Source organism: Sutcliffiella cohnii (assembly GCF_002250055.1).
Taxonomy (GTDB): Bacteria; Bacillota; Bacilli; order Bacillales; family Bacillaceae_I; genus Sutcliffiella; species Sutcliffiella cohnii.
In genome coordinates this window covers 2,780,134-2,794,468 of the sequence record NZ_CP018866.1, presented here as the reverse complement: position 1 = coordinate 2,794,468, position 14,335 = coordinate 2,780,134, and the positions used below count along the sequence as shown (strand labels likewise).

14 protein-coding genes and 1 riboswitch are annotated in these 14,335 nt (G+C 35.5%); all 14 genes read left to right on the top strand.

Annotation, left to right across the window (positions count from 1 at the left end; all coding sequences use genetic code 11):
* The first annotated feature begins 53 nt into the window (after positions 1-53).
* Positions 54-1,220, top strand: a complete 1,167-nt coding sequence (locus BC6307_RS13910) for a D-alanyl-D-alanine carboxypeptidase family protein (protein WP_066418593.1) — start codon at positions 54-56, stop codon at positions 1,218-1,220.
* Positions 1,213-1,806 (top strand): nucleoside recognition domain-containing protein, encoded by a 594-nt coding sequence (locus BC6307_RS13905; protein ID WP_066418589.1) that lies wholly within the window; start codon positions 1,213-1,215, stop codon positions 1,804-1,806. Before BC6307_RS13910 ends, BC6307_RS13905 begins: the two co-directional genes overlap by 8 nt.
* Positions 1,807-2,343, top strand: a complete 537-nt coding sequence (locus tag BC6307_RS13900) for a spore maturation protein (protein WP_066418588.1) — start codon at positions 1,807-1,809, stop codon at positions 2,341-2,343.
* 554 nt (positions 2,344-2,897) lie between these two features.
* The gene (rluB, locus tag BC6307_RS13895) at positions 2,898-3,629 is read left to right on the top strand and encodes a 23S rRNA pseudouridine(2605) synthase RluB (protein WP_066418584.1); all 732 of its coding nucleotides are present in this window, start codon (positions 2,898-2,900) and stop codon (positions 3,627-3,629) included.
* A gap of 200 nt (positions 3,630-3,829) precedes the next feature.
* Complete coding sequence (gene resA / locus BC6307_RS13890) at positions 3,830-4,363, top strand: thiol-disulfide oxidoreductase ResA (protein WP_066418581.1); 534 nt, start codon at positions 3,830-3,832, stop codon at positions 4,361-4,363.
* Positions 4,364-4,375: 12 nt separating this feature from the next.
* On the top strand, positions 4,376-6,019 hold the full coding sequence (resB, locus tag BC6307_RS13885; protein ID WP_066418578.1) for a cytochrome c biogenesis protein ResB: 1,644 nt from the start codon (positions 4,376-4,378) through the stop codon (positions 6,017-6,019).
* An 18-nt stretch (positions 6,020-6,037) separates the two neighbouring features.
* Entirely contained in the window at positions 6,038-7,201 is a 1,164-nt protein-coding gene (ccsB, locus tag BC6307_RS13880; protein WP_066418574.1) for a c-type cytochrome biogenesis protein CcsB, read from the top strand.
* Between the two features lie 179 nt (positions 7,202-7,380).
* Positions 7,381-8,100, top strand: a complete 720-nt coding sequence (locus BC6307_RS13875; protein ID WP_066418572.1) for a response regulator transcription factor — start codon at positions 7,381-7,383, stop codon at positions 8,098-8,100.
* Positions 8,097-9,869: an ATP-binding protein gene (locus tag BC6307_RS13870; protein ID WP_066418570.1), complete on the top strand. Its 1,773-nt coding sequence runs from the start codon at positions 8,097-8,099 to the stop codon at positions 9,867-9,869. Before BC6307_RS13875 ends, BC6307_RS13870 begins: the two co-directional genes overlap by 4 nt.
* A 97-nt stretch (positions 9,870-9,966) precedes the next feature.
* Positions 9,967-10,161: riboswitch (cobalamin riboswitch) on the top strand.
* 152 nt (positions 10,162-10,313) lie between these two features.
* Positions 10,314-10,730 carry a DUF4430 domain-containing protein gene (locus BC6307_RS13865; RefSeq protein ID WP_235858210.1) on the top strand — a complete coding sequence of 139 codons (417 nt, stop codon included), beginning with the start codon at positions 10,314-10,316 and terminating at the stop codon, positions 10,728-10,730.
* On the top strand, positions 10,730-11,245 hold the full coding sequence (locus BC6307_RS13860) for an ECF transporter S component (protein ID WP_066418563.1): 516 nt from the start codon (positions 10,730-10,732) through the stop codon (positions 11,243-11,245). Before BC6307_RS13865 ends, BC6307_RS13860 begins: the two co-directional genes overlap by 1 nt.
* Before the next feature lie 234 nt (positions 11,246-11,479).
* Positions 11,480-12,016: an RNA polymerase sigma factor SigX gene (gene sigX, locus BC6307_RS13855; protein ID WP_066418562.1), complete on the top strand. Its 537-nt coding sequence runs from the start codon at positions 11,480-11,482 to the stop codon at positions 12,014-12,016.
* Positions 12,006-13,238, top strand: a complete 1,233-nt coding sequence (locus tag BC6307_RS13850; protein WP_066418557.1) for a GerMN domain-containing protein — start codon at positions 12,006-12,008, stop codon at positions 13,236-13,238. The genes sigX and BC6307_RS13850 overlap by 11 nt, the downstream gene beginning before the upstream one ends.
* Positions 13,239-13,410: 172 nt before the next feature.
* On the top strand, positions 13,411-14,304 hold the full coding sequence (locus BC6307_RS13845) for a M23 family metallopeptidase (RefSeq protein ID WP_066418554.1): 894 nt from the start codon (positions 13,411-13,413) through the stop codon (positions 14,302-14,304).
* The last annotated feature ends 31 nt before the right edge of the window (positions 14,305-14,335 follow it).

Here is a 14,335-nt window from a genome sequence, read left to right as displayed (position 1 = left end):
ACATACAATCTGTGCTTCCATTAGAGAACATACGTAAGGACGGGGGAACCAATATGTTTGTAGCAAAACATAAGCTCATCATTTCTATTATTTTATGCTTTTTTATAGCGAGTTATATACTTGCGGGGGTTAAAAATGTACAGGCTAATCCAATTGGGGTAAGCGCAAGAAATGCGGTGCTAATAGAACAAGAGAGTGGGAGAATTATTTTTGAAAAGGATGCTCATGATAAACAACGAATTGCCAGTATTACAAAAGTAATGACTGCGATCCTTGCTATTGAATCCGGAAAATTAGATGAAATGGTCACTGTCAGTAATAAAGCTTCAGGAACAGAAGGATCTTCGCTCTATTTACAAGTTGGGGAAAAAATGAAACTGGAAGATTTAGTATATGGACTTATGTTACGCTCTGGTAATGATGCTGCGGTTGCGATAGCAGAACATGTAGGTGGAAGTTTGGAAGGTTTTGTTTTCTTAATGAATGAGAAAGCAGCGGAGATTGGAATGAGAAATACAGAGTTTGCTAATCCACACGGTTTAGATGATCATGAAAATCATTATTCAACAGCGTATGATATGGCGTTATTAACCCGGTATGCAATGAATAGTGAAGAATTCCAACAAATAAGTGGAACTAAAGTACATCGTGCCCCTGGACCGCCGGGTGAAAGGTGGGACCGTAGTTGGACGAATAAACATCGTTTAGTTACTGGCATGTATAGTTACGCAACAGGTGGTAAGACAGGTTTTACGAAAAGAGCAAAAAGAACGTTAATAACGACAGCATCTAAAGATAACATGAAATTAATTGCGGTTACTCTTCACGGGCCAGATGATTGGAACGATCATATTTACATGTTTAATCGAGCATTCCAAGACTATGAACTATACAATCTACTATCGAAAGGTACACTGAAAACGGTTAAAGAACCGTTTTATAAAAACAAAGTTAAAATCAATCGGGATGTTTTATATCCTCTTACGTCTAAAGAACGAGAACATTTGAAATTAAATATATCGTTATTAAAACCTGAAGATACTTGGGAAAATCATGAAAATATTCCTAACATTGTTGGGGAAGTATCTATCGTTGTAGGAGATGAATTACTAGCAGAAGTGCCAATTTATATCGATAAGTCCAAATATAATAATGAGAGCTTTTGGTCAAAGTTCAAAAATATATTCACTATTTTCGTAGGAGCAAACTACTATGATTAATATTATTTGGGTGCTAATGACCGTAGTTGGTATTGTTTTTGCAATGTTTAATGGAACGATGGCTCAAGTGAATGAAGCTGTTTTTCAAGGAGCAAAAGAAGCGGTTACGATTTGTATTGGTTTCATTAGTATTCTTGTTTTTTGGCTAGGATTAATGAGAATTGCCCAAGATGCTGGGTTATTAGAAAAATTGGCATTACTCTTTAAGCCGATAGTCAAAAGGCTATTTCCAGAAGTGCCGAGTGATCATCCGGCTATGGGGTATATGCTTTCAAATATGATAGCGAACCTTTTTGGTTTAGGGAATGCAGCGACGCCGATGGGAATAAAGGCGATGGAGCAACTAAAAGTACTGAACGGTGGAAGTGTTGAAGCGAGTCGTTCGATGATAACATTTTTAGTAATTAATACGTCAAGCTTAACGTTAATACCTACCACTGTAATTGCTATTCGCATGACATACGATTCTGCAGCACCAACTGAAATAGTAGGTACAACGTTATTAGCAACACTATGTTCAACGTTAGCGGCAATCGGAATTGATCGCTTCTTTTATTATCGACGTTCAAAAAAAGGGGTGAAATAAATGGAAGTCATTTCGGTCATCTCTTTATGGTTAATACCAGGAATTATCGGTTTTATTCTTTTATATGGAACGTATAAAAAAGTTCCAACGTATGAATCATTCGTTGAAGGTGGTAAAGAAGGGATAAAAATTGCTGTATCTATCATTCCTTTTTTAGTTGGAATGCTTGTCGCTATCTCCATCTTCCGAGCATCTGGTGCGTTGGACTTTTTAATCGATATTCTTAGACCGGCGTTACAAGCGATTGGAATTCCTGCTGAAATTGTGCCGCTTGCGCTTATACGTCCAATCTCTGGAACAGCTGCTCTAGGTATGACAACAGATTTGATTGCAACCTATGGACCCGACTCTTTTATAGGTAGACTAGCTTCGACGCTACAAGGGAGTACAGACACTACCTTCTATGTACTAACTGTTTATTTCGGAGCCGTAGGTATTAAAAAGATGGGTGATGCCTTAAAAGTTGGATTATTAGCTGATATTGTTGGGATCGTCGTAGCAATAATTGTCGTAACAATATTTTTCGGAGTATTGTGATAAACCTTAGATAAAACACTAACGTTCTTCGTTAGTGTTTTTTGTCATATACCAGAATTTATAATATATAGAAGTGTGTTGTTATGTTCATCTCTGTTGCGTTTGCCATATTTAACTGCCCTTTTCACCTAATTTTATTCACCCATGGGCATGAAATTAGTTGATTATGTTTTCAAAATAATATAAGAATATTAGTTTAGAATCGTGAGTGGAAGCGGAAGGTGCGAGACTCCAGCGGGAGGAAGAGGGAAGGCCGAGACCCCACAGGCGCAGCCTAGGAGGCTTGGCTCCCTCCCCGCGGAAAGCGAGTACCTGCAGCGAAGTGAAACGGACTAACTTAATCGTGTAAGCTAACTTTAGTATAATCAATCTATGGTGCCTATAATTTAATGTATTATAAGGGTGAAATAAAACACCTAACTTATAAAATATCTAAAAAGTATGTTACTTTCCATAATAGTTATAGTACGTTATAATAAAATATTGTGAAAAATGGCTATCATATAAGTAGGTAACTTAACCGATTAGGTTATGGAATATAATGAGGTGAAATAATGGAACGTTTACAAAAAGTTATTGCCCATTCGGGAATAGCGTCTAGAAGAAAAGCGGAACAATTAATTCAAGAAGGAAAAGTAACAGTTAACGGGAAAGTAGTTTCCGAACTAGGAGTAAAAGTAAATCGAAATGATAAAGTAGAAGTTGAAGGTATACCAGTACATAGAGAAGAACCAGTATACTACCTACTATATAAGCCGAGAGGTGTTATTTCGAGTGTAAGTGATGACAAAGGGAGGAAGGTAGTTACAGACTTTTTTCCTTTCATTGAGGAAAGAATTTACCCTGTAGGCCGTCTAGACTATGATACATCCGGGTTATTAATTATGACAAATGATGGAGAGTTTGCCAATAGTTTAATGCACCCTAAATATGAAGTAGATAAACTGTATATCGCAAAGGTAAAAGGTATTCCTACCCGCGAAGCAATAAAAAAGTTAGAAAGAGGAATAGTCCTTGAAGACGGAAAAACTGCTCCAGCAGTTGTGAAATTAGTTTCTATGGATAAGAAAAAGCAAACAGCTATATATGAAATGACCATTCGTGAAGGAAGAAATCGTCAAGTACGACGTATGTTCGAAGCAATAGGTCATCCTGTGTTAAAACTAAGAAGAGAACGGTATGCACATTTAACATTACAAGGTTTACAACCAGGCGAATACCGAGAATTAACACCTCATGAAGTTAAACAACTTAGAGTATTAGCTACGACGAAACAAAAAAGATAATGAATTTTAACCCTTGTTCAAAAAGCGCTTTGATTGACATACTTGCTTTGCTTATATAGTGTAAAAGGTAAGGTGGGGCAATGCTTCCCACCTTGATTTTGTTTAATCTGTCATAAAGAATTCATAATCTATCCACTATGTAAAAAGTGATAAATGTTATAATAGCGTAGAAAATTATAAGGATAGGAGATTTTTGAAGAATGAATAAGAAAAATAGATTTTTTATGCGTTCAACTATTCTAGTTCTCCTGTTAGCGGCATTAACTTATACAATTTACACTAACTTTTTTCATACGAGAGCGTTAGTTAATGTTGGGGATACAGCTCCTGATTTTGCATTAAAAGATTTAGAAGGAAATACTTTTCAGCTTTCAGACTATAGAGGGAAAGGAGTATTTCTAAATTTTTGGGGAACTTGGTGTCCACCATGTGAAAAAGAAATGCCCTACATGGAGAATCAGTATCAATTCTATCAAGATAAAGGAGTGGAAATAATCGCCGTGAACATTCAAGAAACGGATGTTGCAGTGCGAAGTTTCCGCGATCGTTATGGGTTAACATTTCCTATTCCTATTGATAAAACAGGACAAGTGAGACAAGCATACGGTATAAAACCAATTCCTACTACTTTTCTTATTGATGAAAATGGTGAAGTTGTGAAAATTATTACAACTGGCATGACTGAAAGAATGGTGCAAGAGAGTATGGAGTTAATCTTACCGAACAATCAATAAGGAGAAATTCATATGAATGAAATGAAATGTGAGTGTGGACATGTAAATCCACACGGTACAATTTTATGTGAAGCTTGTGGAAAACCGACAGAAAATGAAAAAACTAAAACTAAACTTTTAGACATGACTTACGAAGGAAGTGCTAGAAGGTCCCAAACTTATAATAAAACGATTGTTGATAAAATTTGGAACTTTTTCTCTTCTGTAAAAGTTGGAGTTTGGTTAATTGTTATTACTTTAATAGCTTCATCATTCGGAACCATTTTCCCACAAGAAATGTACATACCGCCAACGATGGCTGCAAGTGAATATTACGAAATGGAACACGGTTTTTTCGGTAAATTGTATTATACGTTAGGATTTCACAATTTATATAGTTCATGGTGGTACTTAATACTTGTAGCATCTATTGGAATTTCCTTAGTCATTTGTAGTTTAGACCGTGTTATTCCACTGTATAAAGCTTTAAAAAATCAAAGAGTAACGAGGCATGATAGTTTTTTAACTAGACAACGTGTTTTCGGTAAAACTACTGTTGAAATTCATGATGATGAGATTGCTATAGTTAAAGCAGGGTTAAAAAAACGAGGATATAATATTCGTGAAGAAAACGGTAACATATTAGCAGAAAAAGGCCGTTTCTCGAGATGGGGTCCTTATGTCAACCATATTGGATTAATTATTTTTTTAGCCGCAGCAATATTAAGATCCGTCCCTGGAATGTACCTTGATGAAGTATTGTGGGTAAGAGAAGGTGAATTATTATCGATTCCTGGTACAGACGGTCAGTATTATTTAGAAAATGAAAGTTTCTTACTGGAAGTTTATGATTCGGAATCTACGGATGAAGTGTTCAATCAAGCAATTGAACGTGCCGGAAATGGTATGCTAGTTTCCAATTATCAAACAAATGCAGTATTATATGAAAGAGTAGGGGACATTGTTCACGGTGCTGAACCGGAATTAAGTGTAGTAAAAGAACATGCCATTAGAGTTAACGAACCATTAAAACATGATTCTTTCGGAATATACCAAGTAGACTTTAAATTAAATGAATTTAAAACGATGTCATTTAATCTATTGAATAAAGAAACAAATGAAAATTTTGGAACAATTACAGTAGATTTAACAAAACCTGAAACATTATATGATTTAGGTGACGGTTATTCTGTCCAAATCGTAAACTATTTTCCTGACTTCTTTTTAAACGAAGGGGAACCAGGAACTAGAACAAGAGTGCCGAATAATCCAGCATTCGTATTCCGAATGATAACTCCAGATAAACCAAAGGGAGAAATAAGCTTAGTCGCAATTCAGCAAAATTTAGAACCAGAAGGTAATAACGAATATCGCATGGCTTTTGCAGGATTAGAAACTAGAAATGCAGCTGGACTTACCGTTCGTGTTGATCATACACTTTGGATTTTTGGTTTAGGTGGAACTATATTTATGATTGGTGTTATTCAAGGGATGTATTGGAATCACCGCCGTGTATGGGTAAAACGAAATGGGAATGAAGTGTGGCTTGCCGCACATACGAATAAAAACTGGTTTGGTCTGAAGAAAGATATTTCTAAGGCGTTGGAGCATTCAAAAATTTCAATACCTATTGACCAAACAGAAGAAGAAAAGAATTCAGAAAATGATAAAACTTAATTTAAAAGGGTGATTACTATGGCACAGTTAAGTGGTAACTTGCTATATGCAGCATTTCTTCTATATCTGATAGGTACCGCTTTCTTCGGTGGAGCTTTAAAATCGAAAGAAGGAAGCAAATGGTCAAAATTAGCCATTTCTATTACGATTGTGGGATTTGTTGCTCATTTAGGATATTTTATAACAAGATGGATTGCTGGAGGACATGCTCCTGTTAGTAACTTATATGAATTTACTACATTTTTTGGGATGACGATTGTTCTTGCATTCATCGTACTTTACTTTATTTATAAAACAAGTACATTAGGATTATTTGCATTACCAATTGCTTTAATACTAATTGCATTTGCAAGTATGTTTCCGTCCGATATAACTCCTTTAATTCCAGCATTGCAATCTCATTGGTTACCGATTCACGTTATTACAACGAGTTTAGGAATTGCAATACTAGGAATGAGCTTCGTAGCTGGACTAATTTATTTAATAAAAGTAGTGGATTACAGTAAAAAAGGAAAAAAACCTTTTTGGCTTGAATTTTCATTATTTACGCTTGTTGTATTTATTGGTTTTGTTGTTATTACGGTTATTTTTAGTTCGATGGATTATGAAGCAAACTTCAAATATATTGATAAACGTGGAGCAGAGGCAACGGTTGAATACGTGCTTCCTCCGTTAGTTGGTCCAAACCAAGGGGAATTACTTACAGAAGATAGAATGAACCCTCTTGTAAGTTTACCAGCTATTATTCATACACAAAAATTGAATACAGTTATTTGGTCTATTATTACAGGAGCTATTTTATATGTACTTATAAGATTATTATTTAGAAAACCTCTAGGAGTTTTACTAAAACCAGCAGTAAGAAGAGTAAACCTTGATGTTGCAGACGAAATTGGTTATCGCTCTGTTGCTATAGGTTTCCCAGTTTTTACACTAGGCGGATTAATCTTTGCTATGATTTGGGCTCAAATTGCATGGACTAGATTTTGGGGTTGGGACCCGAAAGAAGTTTGGGCATTGATCACATGGCTATTTTATGCAGCATATCTACACTTACGTATTGGAAAAGGCTGGCACGGAGAAAAATCGGCTTGGCTTGCCTTAGTTGGATTTGCTATTATTATGTTTAACTTAATTGGAGTAAACTTAATTATTGCCGGACTACACTCTTACGCGATGTAGATTAAACTGATTAGATGAATAATTTCATAAGCCTTCACATCATATGTGGAGGCTTACATTAATATAAGGATAATTTACTCAAGCACTGACTTTGCTAGACGTTGTGAAGAAATATTAGATACAATAGGAAAGAGTACTTAATGATACGGAACTAGTATGAAAATTAGGAGGATGGAAAGATGGAACAAGAGTATAAAATATTAGTAGTCGATGATGAAGAACGAATTCGTCGACTTTTGAAAATGTATCTAGAAAGAGAAAATTATGTAATCGAAGAAGCAGATAATGGTGAGGACGCATTATCGTTAGCTTTAGAGAATGATTATGACGTTATATTACTAGACCTTATGATGCCAGGAATGGACGGCATGGAAGTTTGTAAAGAATTGCGAGAGAAAAAAGCAACACCAGTAATTATGTTAACTGCTAAAGGAGAAGAAGCAAATCGTGTTCAAGGTTTTGAAGTTGGTACGGACGATTATATCGTTAAACCGTTCAGCCCACGTGAGGTAGTGCTTAGAGTTAAAGCGCTTTTACGCCGCGCGTCATCAACAAGCTTTTTAAATACAGAAACATCTTCAAAAGATATTATTGTATACCCTCATTTAACAATAGATAATGATGCACATAGAGTAAGTGCTGACGGAAAAGATGTTAACTTAACCCCTAAAGAGTACGAGCTTTTATATTTTTTAGCAAAATCACCGGACAAAGTTTTTGATCGAGAGCAACTATTAAAGGAAGTTTGGCAATATGAGTTCTTTGGTGATTTACGTACAGTAGATACTCATGTAAAGAGGTTAAGAGAAAAATTAAATAAAGTATCCGAACATGCAGCAAAAATGATTGTTACAGTTTGGGGTGTAGGTTATAAGTTTGAGGCTGGCAATGAGTCATGATTTGGAAAAGTGTTGTAGGTAAGCTTTGGCTTACCATTTTACTTCTTTTTACGTTTGTATTATTTATTTTAACAATATTGTTATTAGAGTTTTTCGAGAACTACCATGTAAATGAGGCGGAAAGAGAATTAACACAGTTAGGTAGAAAAATATCGATGATTGTAGAGGAACATGAAGATTTTGAACTGGCAAAATCAATTGCTTGGCAACTTGCGGATGATGTTTCTCGAGTAATTATTTTTTCAGACAAGGATCATTACTGGCATTCCCCAACAGATGAGACAGATGCTGTTTTACCTAGCGAATTTTTCCGAGAAGATGAGGAACTTTCCCAAGTTTTCCTTGATCATACAATTGTAACGAAAAAATCATACTCACCCGATTTAGATTCTGAATCAGAAGCTTTTGGAGAAATGATGATTGTTGGTACCCCACTTCATATTGATGGTGTAGAAGATGGCGCAGTTTATATGTACCAATCGTTAACAGCGATTAAAGAAACGACGAACCAAACAACACAACTTATTTTAATATCCGCGGGGATTGCTATTTTCCTTACAACCATTTTTGCGTTTTTCTTAATATCAAGAGTAACCTCGCCATTAAGGAAAATGAGGGAGGCTGCTTTTGAAGTAGCGAGAGGTAAGTTTGACACGAAAGTTCCGATCTTAACGTATGATGAAATCGGTGAACTTGCGATGGCGTTTAATCAAATGGGAAGACAATTAAAGTTTAACTTAAATGCACTTAATCAAGAAAAAGAACATTTGGCAAACATATTAAGTAGTATGGCAGATGGAGTAATAACGCTAAATCGTGATGGGACAATATTAATAACGAATCCGCCTGCTGAACGTTTCTTGCAAGCATGGTTTTACCAAGAAGGTAGTGATACGCGGGAACAATTACCTCATGAAATAAAAGAGATGTTTCAACGGGTCGTCAACTTTGAAAGAGAGCAAAGTATGGAACTTACCTACCAGGGGAGAACTTGGGTAATCGTCATGAGTCCTTTATATAATAATACCCACGTGCGTGGTGCAGTAGCTGTCATTCGTGATATGACGGAAGAAAGACGTTTAGATAAATTAAGAGAAGGATTTATCGCTAACGTTTCTCACGAGTTACGTACGCCAATTTCAATGCTTCAAGGATATAGTGAAGCAATAGTGGATGATATTGCTGGTAGCGAAGAAGAAAAGAAAGAACTTGCCTCCGTTATTTATGATGAGTCACTTCGTATGGGGAGGTTAGTAAATGACCTACTTGATTTAGCTAGATTAGAGTCTGGACATAGCACCGTGAACAGGGAACAAGTTGAAGTGGAAGAGTTTTTTGATAAAATGATTCGAAAGTTTCATGGTCTTGCTAAAGAGAAAATGGTAGATCTTCATTCAGAAATAATTGGGGACACGCTAGTTGATTTTGATGTAGATAAAATGGAACAAGTTTTTACTAACTTAATTGATAATGCACTACGTCACACAGATTCAGGTGGTAGTATCACGATTCGAGTTGAGCTTGGAGAGCTTGGAATGAAAGTAGATGTACAAGATACTGGACAAGGCATACCAGAAGAAGATATACCATTTGTATTTGAACGCTTCTATAAAGCGGACAAGGCTAGAACTAGAGGTAGATCTGGAACAGGTTTAGGATTGTCGATTGTTAAAAATATAATAGAGTCACATAACGGCTCAATAGGTGTACATTCTAAACTAAATGAGGGAACGACATTTTCTCTCGTTATTCCACGAACTGTGCAATAATTTGTTAAGTTGTACCGAATAATCTTGTTTATTATGAAACAATTTTTCTTGTCATTTTATACTTCTTTGTGTAAGATGGTACTGTATTCATAAACTTAATAATTATAAGTAAATTGGTGTCACACTGTGGCTTAAAAGGGAATTTGGTGCGAATCCAAAACTGTCCCCGCAACTGTAAATGTGGACGAAATGAGGTAACCACTGTATGTATGGAATGAGAGTTCGTCATACGGGAAGGCTCAAAGTAGGAAGAAGCATAAGTCAGTAGACCTGCCAATGAACTTACAAGTTTCGAAGCTTCGGGGTATGAGTAGCTGAAACGACAATATGGTATTGAACCTGCTGCAGAAGGTGAATTCCTCATTGTTGTCGTTTTATAGCTCATCCTTTAAGGATGAGCTATTTATTTTTTTTCATAATATATAAAAGGATGGGAATTACGTGATGAAAAAAATTTGGATTAGTTTATTAGTTGCAATATCTCTTATTGTGACGGGGTGTGCAGCAGACAACACAAATAATACAAATAACAACGCAAATGCTGGAGTAGAACAAAATGAAGAAGTAAACAAAGTAACGATTAAATTAGTAAAAGATAACGGGGAAGAAGTAATAAGTGAAGAGGCATTGCAGTTTGAAGAAGGAGAAACACTGATGGATGTAATGCATGAGCACTTTGAATTAACAACAGACGATAGTGGTGCATTTATTGTAGGAATTAACGGTATTGAATCGGATTACGAGAATAATTACTTTTGGATTTATACAGCAAATAATGAAGAAGTCTTAGTTGGCGCAAACGAATATGTGTTAAAAGATGGCGATGTTATTGAATTTAACTATTCAAAGTATGAAGGCTAATGAGCACAAGAAAAATTGCTTTATTAGGCTTATTAATAGCGTTATGTGTAGTAGGTAGAATGGTGTTTTCCTCGGTTCCTAATGTACAGCCTGTTACAGCAATCATTATTATTTGCTGCCTTTTGATGGGGCCTCAAAACGGTATCATACTTGCTGCTGGAACAGCATTTGTTTCTAACTTATTTTTAGGTAGTGGTACTTGGACGTTACTTCAAATAATTGCGTGGTCCATAATTGGAGTACTTTCAGGTCTCATTGGGATGAAATTTAAGAAATTGCCCATATGGTTACTTGCAACGTACGCTGGATTTTGCGGCATGCTCTTTGGTTTGATCATGTCGCTAGAACGCCTGATTATAGGTAAATTGTTTTGGCCGTATTACTTAGCGGGATTACCGTTTGACTTTAATCATGCAATTGGAAATATCGTATTCTTTATAGTGTTATATCCTATTCTATCCCCGATCATAAAAAGAGAAGCTTCGTTTATGGTGCAATCGTATAATAAACAGTAGATATAATTAGAAATTAGTTATATAGTATATATAAAAAGAAGTCATATATTATGGCTTCTTTTTTAAATTTTTAAAAAGCCAAACTATTGCTCTTTTAAAATATCTTATTAAAGCCTTCTTAAGTTTTCCAAAAAGTACTAAAAAAAATCTAGTCATTCGTAATATTTTGTAATATATTTGTAATGTAACTTTGTACGAAAAGTTTCGACTAATGTATTGAACGGAGGGTTTAGAATGCATGCCGTTTTTCAAGAGCTCTATGAAAAATATCACCAAGACGTCTATCAATTTTTATTTTATATGGTGAAAAATAAAGAACAAGCGGAAGACCTCGTTCAAGAAGTTTATATAAAAGTTCTACGCTCATACGACCGATTTGAAGGGAAAAGTAGTGAAAAAACATGGCTATTTTCGATAGCTAAACATGTAGCTATTGATTCATTTCGAAAACAAAAGGGATGGAAAAACAAACTTCTTGAAACGTTTGATTGGAATAAGCAACAAGTGAAAGATGTTGCACCATTACCGGAAGAAGTAGCTGTGAAAAATGAACAGGTTCAATTGTTGTATCGTTGCTTAGATAAATGTAAGATGGATCACCGAATTGTTCTTATTCTCCGTTACATTCAAGCTCTCTCTATTCAAGAAACTGCGCAAGTGTTAGGTTGGTCTGAAAGTAAAGTAAAAACAACTCAGCACCGTGCGGTTAAAGCCTTAAAAGCCCATATGGAAGAATTAGAGGAGAAAGGGGGAAATAGTAATGCATCGTAAAACGGACGATGAGCAAATGGAGAAGTTATTTAATCAATTACCAAAAATGACGGATGAGCGTTCAGCGGAAGAGATATATGCAAATATTCAGCAAAAGGTAGAAACTTCACCGAAACGTCGTATTAACTGGATGCCTAGCGTAGCTTTAATTGCGGCGATTCTCCTTTTTGCAATCATTTCTCCTTTCACGTTTCAAAAAATGGATAGTAATAGTAACAGTGCCTTTGATGCCCCTCAAGATAGAGGAGGATCAATGGAGATGTATGCTGATGATAGTAGTGCTGATATCGCTGTAGAGGAAGAATCGTTTAATGTAACGGACTATAAAGAAAATAGTGAAAACGAATCTTTTGACGTTCAATCAACGAATGATTTTCCGAATTATGTAGTAACGACTGTTAGTCAGTCAGAAGAATATGTAATTACTTTGGCCGTTTCCGCTGAGTTAGAAGGAACCGATGATCCACTAACATTACCGCTTTCTTTTGTTGTTCAAAAAAATAATAGAACGTATATAGAAGCATTTAACGAATTACGACAAGAATTAGGAAATTTAATTGATTTACCTTCATTTGGACTGATGAATACAATGTTAAATGATAATATTACTTTCTCTCAAGGTACGGCTACTGACGGTAATGATAGAGTCATTATGGAGATGAATGCAGGACATCGGGCATACTCTTCTACACAGATGAACGCTTTTTTCCAAGAGGTACAAGAAACGTTTAGATGGCACAACTTTACTGAAGTAGAATATTTAAATGAGGGTAAAGCTGGAGTTGAAATAGGTAACGATGTTAAAGAATTTGATTTGATTGATACGTTTAAGCGAGTAGCATATTTTAAATTTCAAAGAAATGATGATGTTAGCAAAAGCTTGTTAGTCGCCTCAAAAGAAGAATTTCAGTCTATGCAAGAGGCGGTAGAGGCGATGAGCCAAATACCGAATATTAATTACGTATTTCCATCGATTCCAGCTAATATGAGAGTAGACCAAGTGATAACCAATGATGAAGAAATGGTAACTATTTCTTTTGATAATAGCCTTGCATTAGAAAATACAGAAGAACATTCAACAGCTCTCCAAGCATTAATGTTAACGGCGAGAGACTTTGGATTCGAGCAAATACAATTTAATTATCCTAACGCTGATATGATTGGTTCGATTCGTTTAAATGTTCCACTTTCGGTACCATTAGCTGCAAATCCTATGAACTAAAAAAAGTAGCAAACCAACCTTGGTTTGCTACTTTTTTATTCCTACATTTTACGATTATGGAAATCATTGTGTTGTAAAAGTAGTATTTTTGACACAATTAAACGAAAGCCTGTCATATTTTAGACCAAGCGTACATATCATCTAACAACTTTCTTTATTGTAGGAGGACATTATGAATAATTTAATAGAACGCTTGGCGGTCGTCATAGTAATGGCACTTTGTATCTTTCTATTGTTTATCGGTGGAACAAGTGTGAAAGCAGAAACAGAACATAATGTACTTAGAGATATAAAGACTTGGCAGTGGCCCTTACAATTAGACGAGGGTAGGTTTACTGATTACTTTGGTACAAGAGGTGGAACACATAAAGGAGTGGATATTGCTGCTCCTACTGGTACCGCTATAATGGCCGCTAATGATGGGATCGTGTATTTTTCAGGCTATAGAGGTTCATATGGTAATGTTATTATGGTGAAACATGAAAACGGATTAGAAACATTATATGCTCATTTGCATAAAAGATTTGTTGTTGAAGGGACTGAAGTAAAAAAAGGTGAAATAATTGGAACGGTTGGCTCTACAGGCAATTCAACAGGACCTCATTTGCATTTTGAGTTACATAACGGAGAATGGAACAGCAGTAGAACGAATGCGGTAAACCCGTTGGATTATTTTGTATTAGAGCAAGAAACAGATGAAAGGGAAAGAAAGATATTATTCTCACCATGGACGATGCAAGATAAGAAATTAATAGAATTTGAGGAAGTAAAACAGCAAAAAATTAAAAAAACAATTACCATTAAGAAAAATGATACACTTTGGGATATTGCACAAGTCGAGCAAGTTACAGTTGCTTCCATTATGGAATGGAATGATCTAAAGAGCGACCTTATCTTTCCTGGACAAGAAATCTTTATTTATGATGAGGATACTTATGTGGTACAAAGCGGAGAAACAATAGAAGATATTGCGGATTCATTGGATGTAGAGGTAGACTTTCTAGTTGCTTTAAATGATTTATCACATGAATTCCTTTATCCAAATCAAATATTGAAAATAAAATAAACATAAAATAAATAGCTCAAGTCTTCTTCCT

Bases quoted from the DNA above. Each gene is read 5' to 3' on its own strand.
- sigX (WP_066418562.1), top strand. From the start codon at position 11,480: ATGCATGCCGTTTTTCAAGAGCTCTATGAAAAATATCACCAAGACGTC.
- BC6307_RS13905 (WP_066418589.1), top strand. From the start codon at position 1,213: ATGATTAATATTATTTGGGTGCTAATGACCGTAGTTGGTATTGTTTTT.
- BC6307_RS13860 (WP_066418563.1), top strand. From the start codon at position 10,730: ATGAGCACAAGAAAAATTGCTTTATTAGGCTTATTAATAGCGTTATGT.
- BC6307_RS13850 (WP_066418557.1), top strand. From the start codon at position 12,006: ATGCATCGTAAAACGGACGATGAGCAAATGGAGAAGTTATTTAATCAA.
- BC6307_RS13900 (WP_066418588.1), top strand. From the start codon at position 1,807: ATGGAAGTCATTTCGGTCATCTCTTTATGGTTAATACCAGGAATTATC.
- BC6307_RS13870 (WP_066418570.1), top strand. From the start codon at position 8,097: ATGATTTGGAAAAGTGTTGTAGGTAAGCTTTGGCTTACCATTTTACTT.
- BC6307_RS13910 (WP_066418593.1), top strand. From the start codon at position 54: ATGTTTGTAGCAAAACATAAGCTCATCATTTCTATTATTTTATGCTTT.
- BC6307_RS13865 (WP_235858210.1), top strand. From the start codon at position 10,314: ATGAAAAAAATTTGGATTAGTTTATTAGTTGCAATATCTCTTATTGTG.
- resA (WP_066418581.1), top strand. From the start codon at position 3,830: ATGAATAAGAAAAATAGATTTTTTATGCGTTCAACTATTCTAGTTCTC.
- BC6307_RS13875 (WP_066418572.1), top strand. From the start codon at position 7,381: ATGGAACAAGAGTATAAAATATTAGTAGTCGATGATGAAGAACGAATT.
- BC6307_RS13845 (WP_066418554.1), top strand. From the start codon at position 13,411: ATGAATAATTTAATAGAACGCTTGGCGGTCGTCATAGTAATGGCACTT.
- resB (WP_066418578.1), top strand. From the start codon at position 4,376: ATGAATGAAATGAAATGTGAGTGTGGACATGTAAATCCACACGGTACA.
- rluB (WP_066418584.1), top strand. From the start codon at position 2,898: ATGGAACGTTTACAAAAAGTTATTGCCCATTCGGGAATAGCGTCTAGA.
- ccsB (WP_066418574.1), top strand. From the start codon at position 6,038: ATGGCACAGTTAAGTGGTAACTTGCTATATGCAGCATTTCTTCTATAT.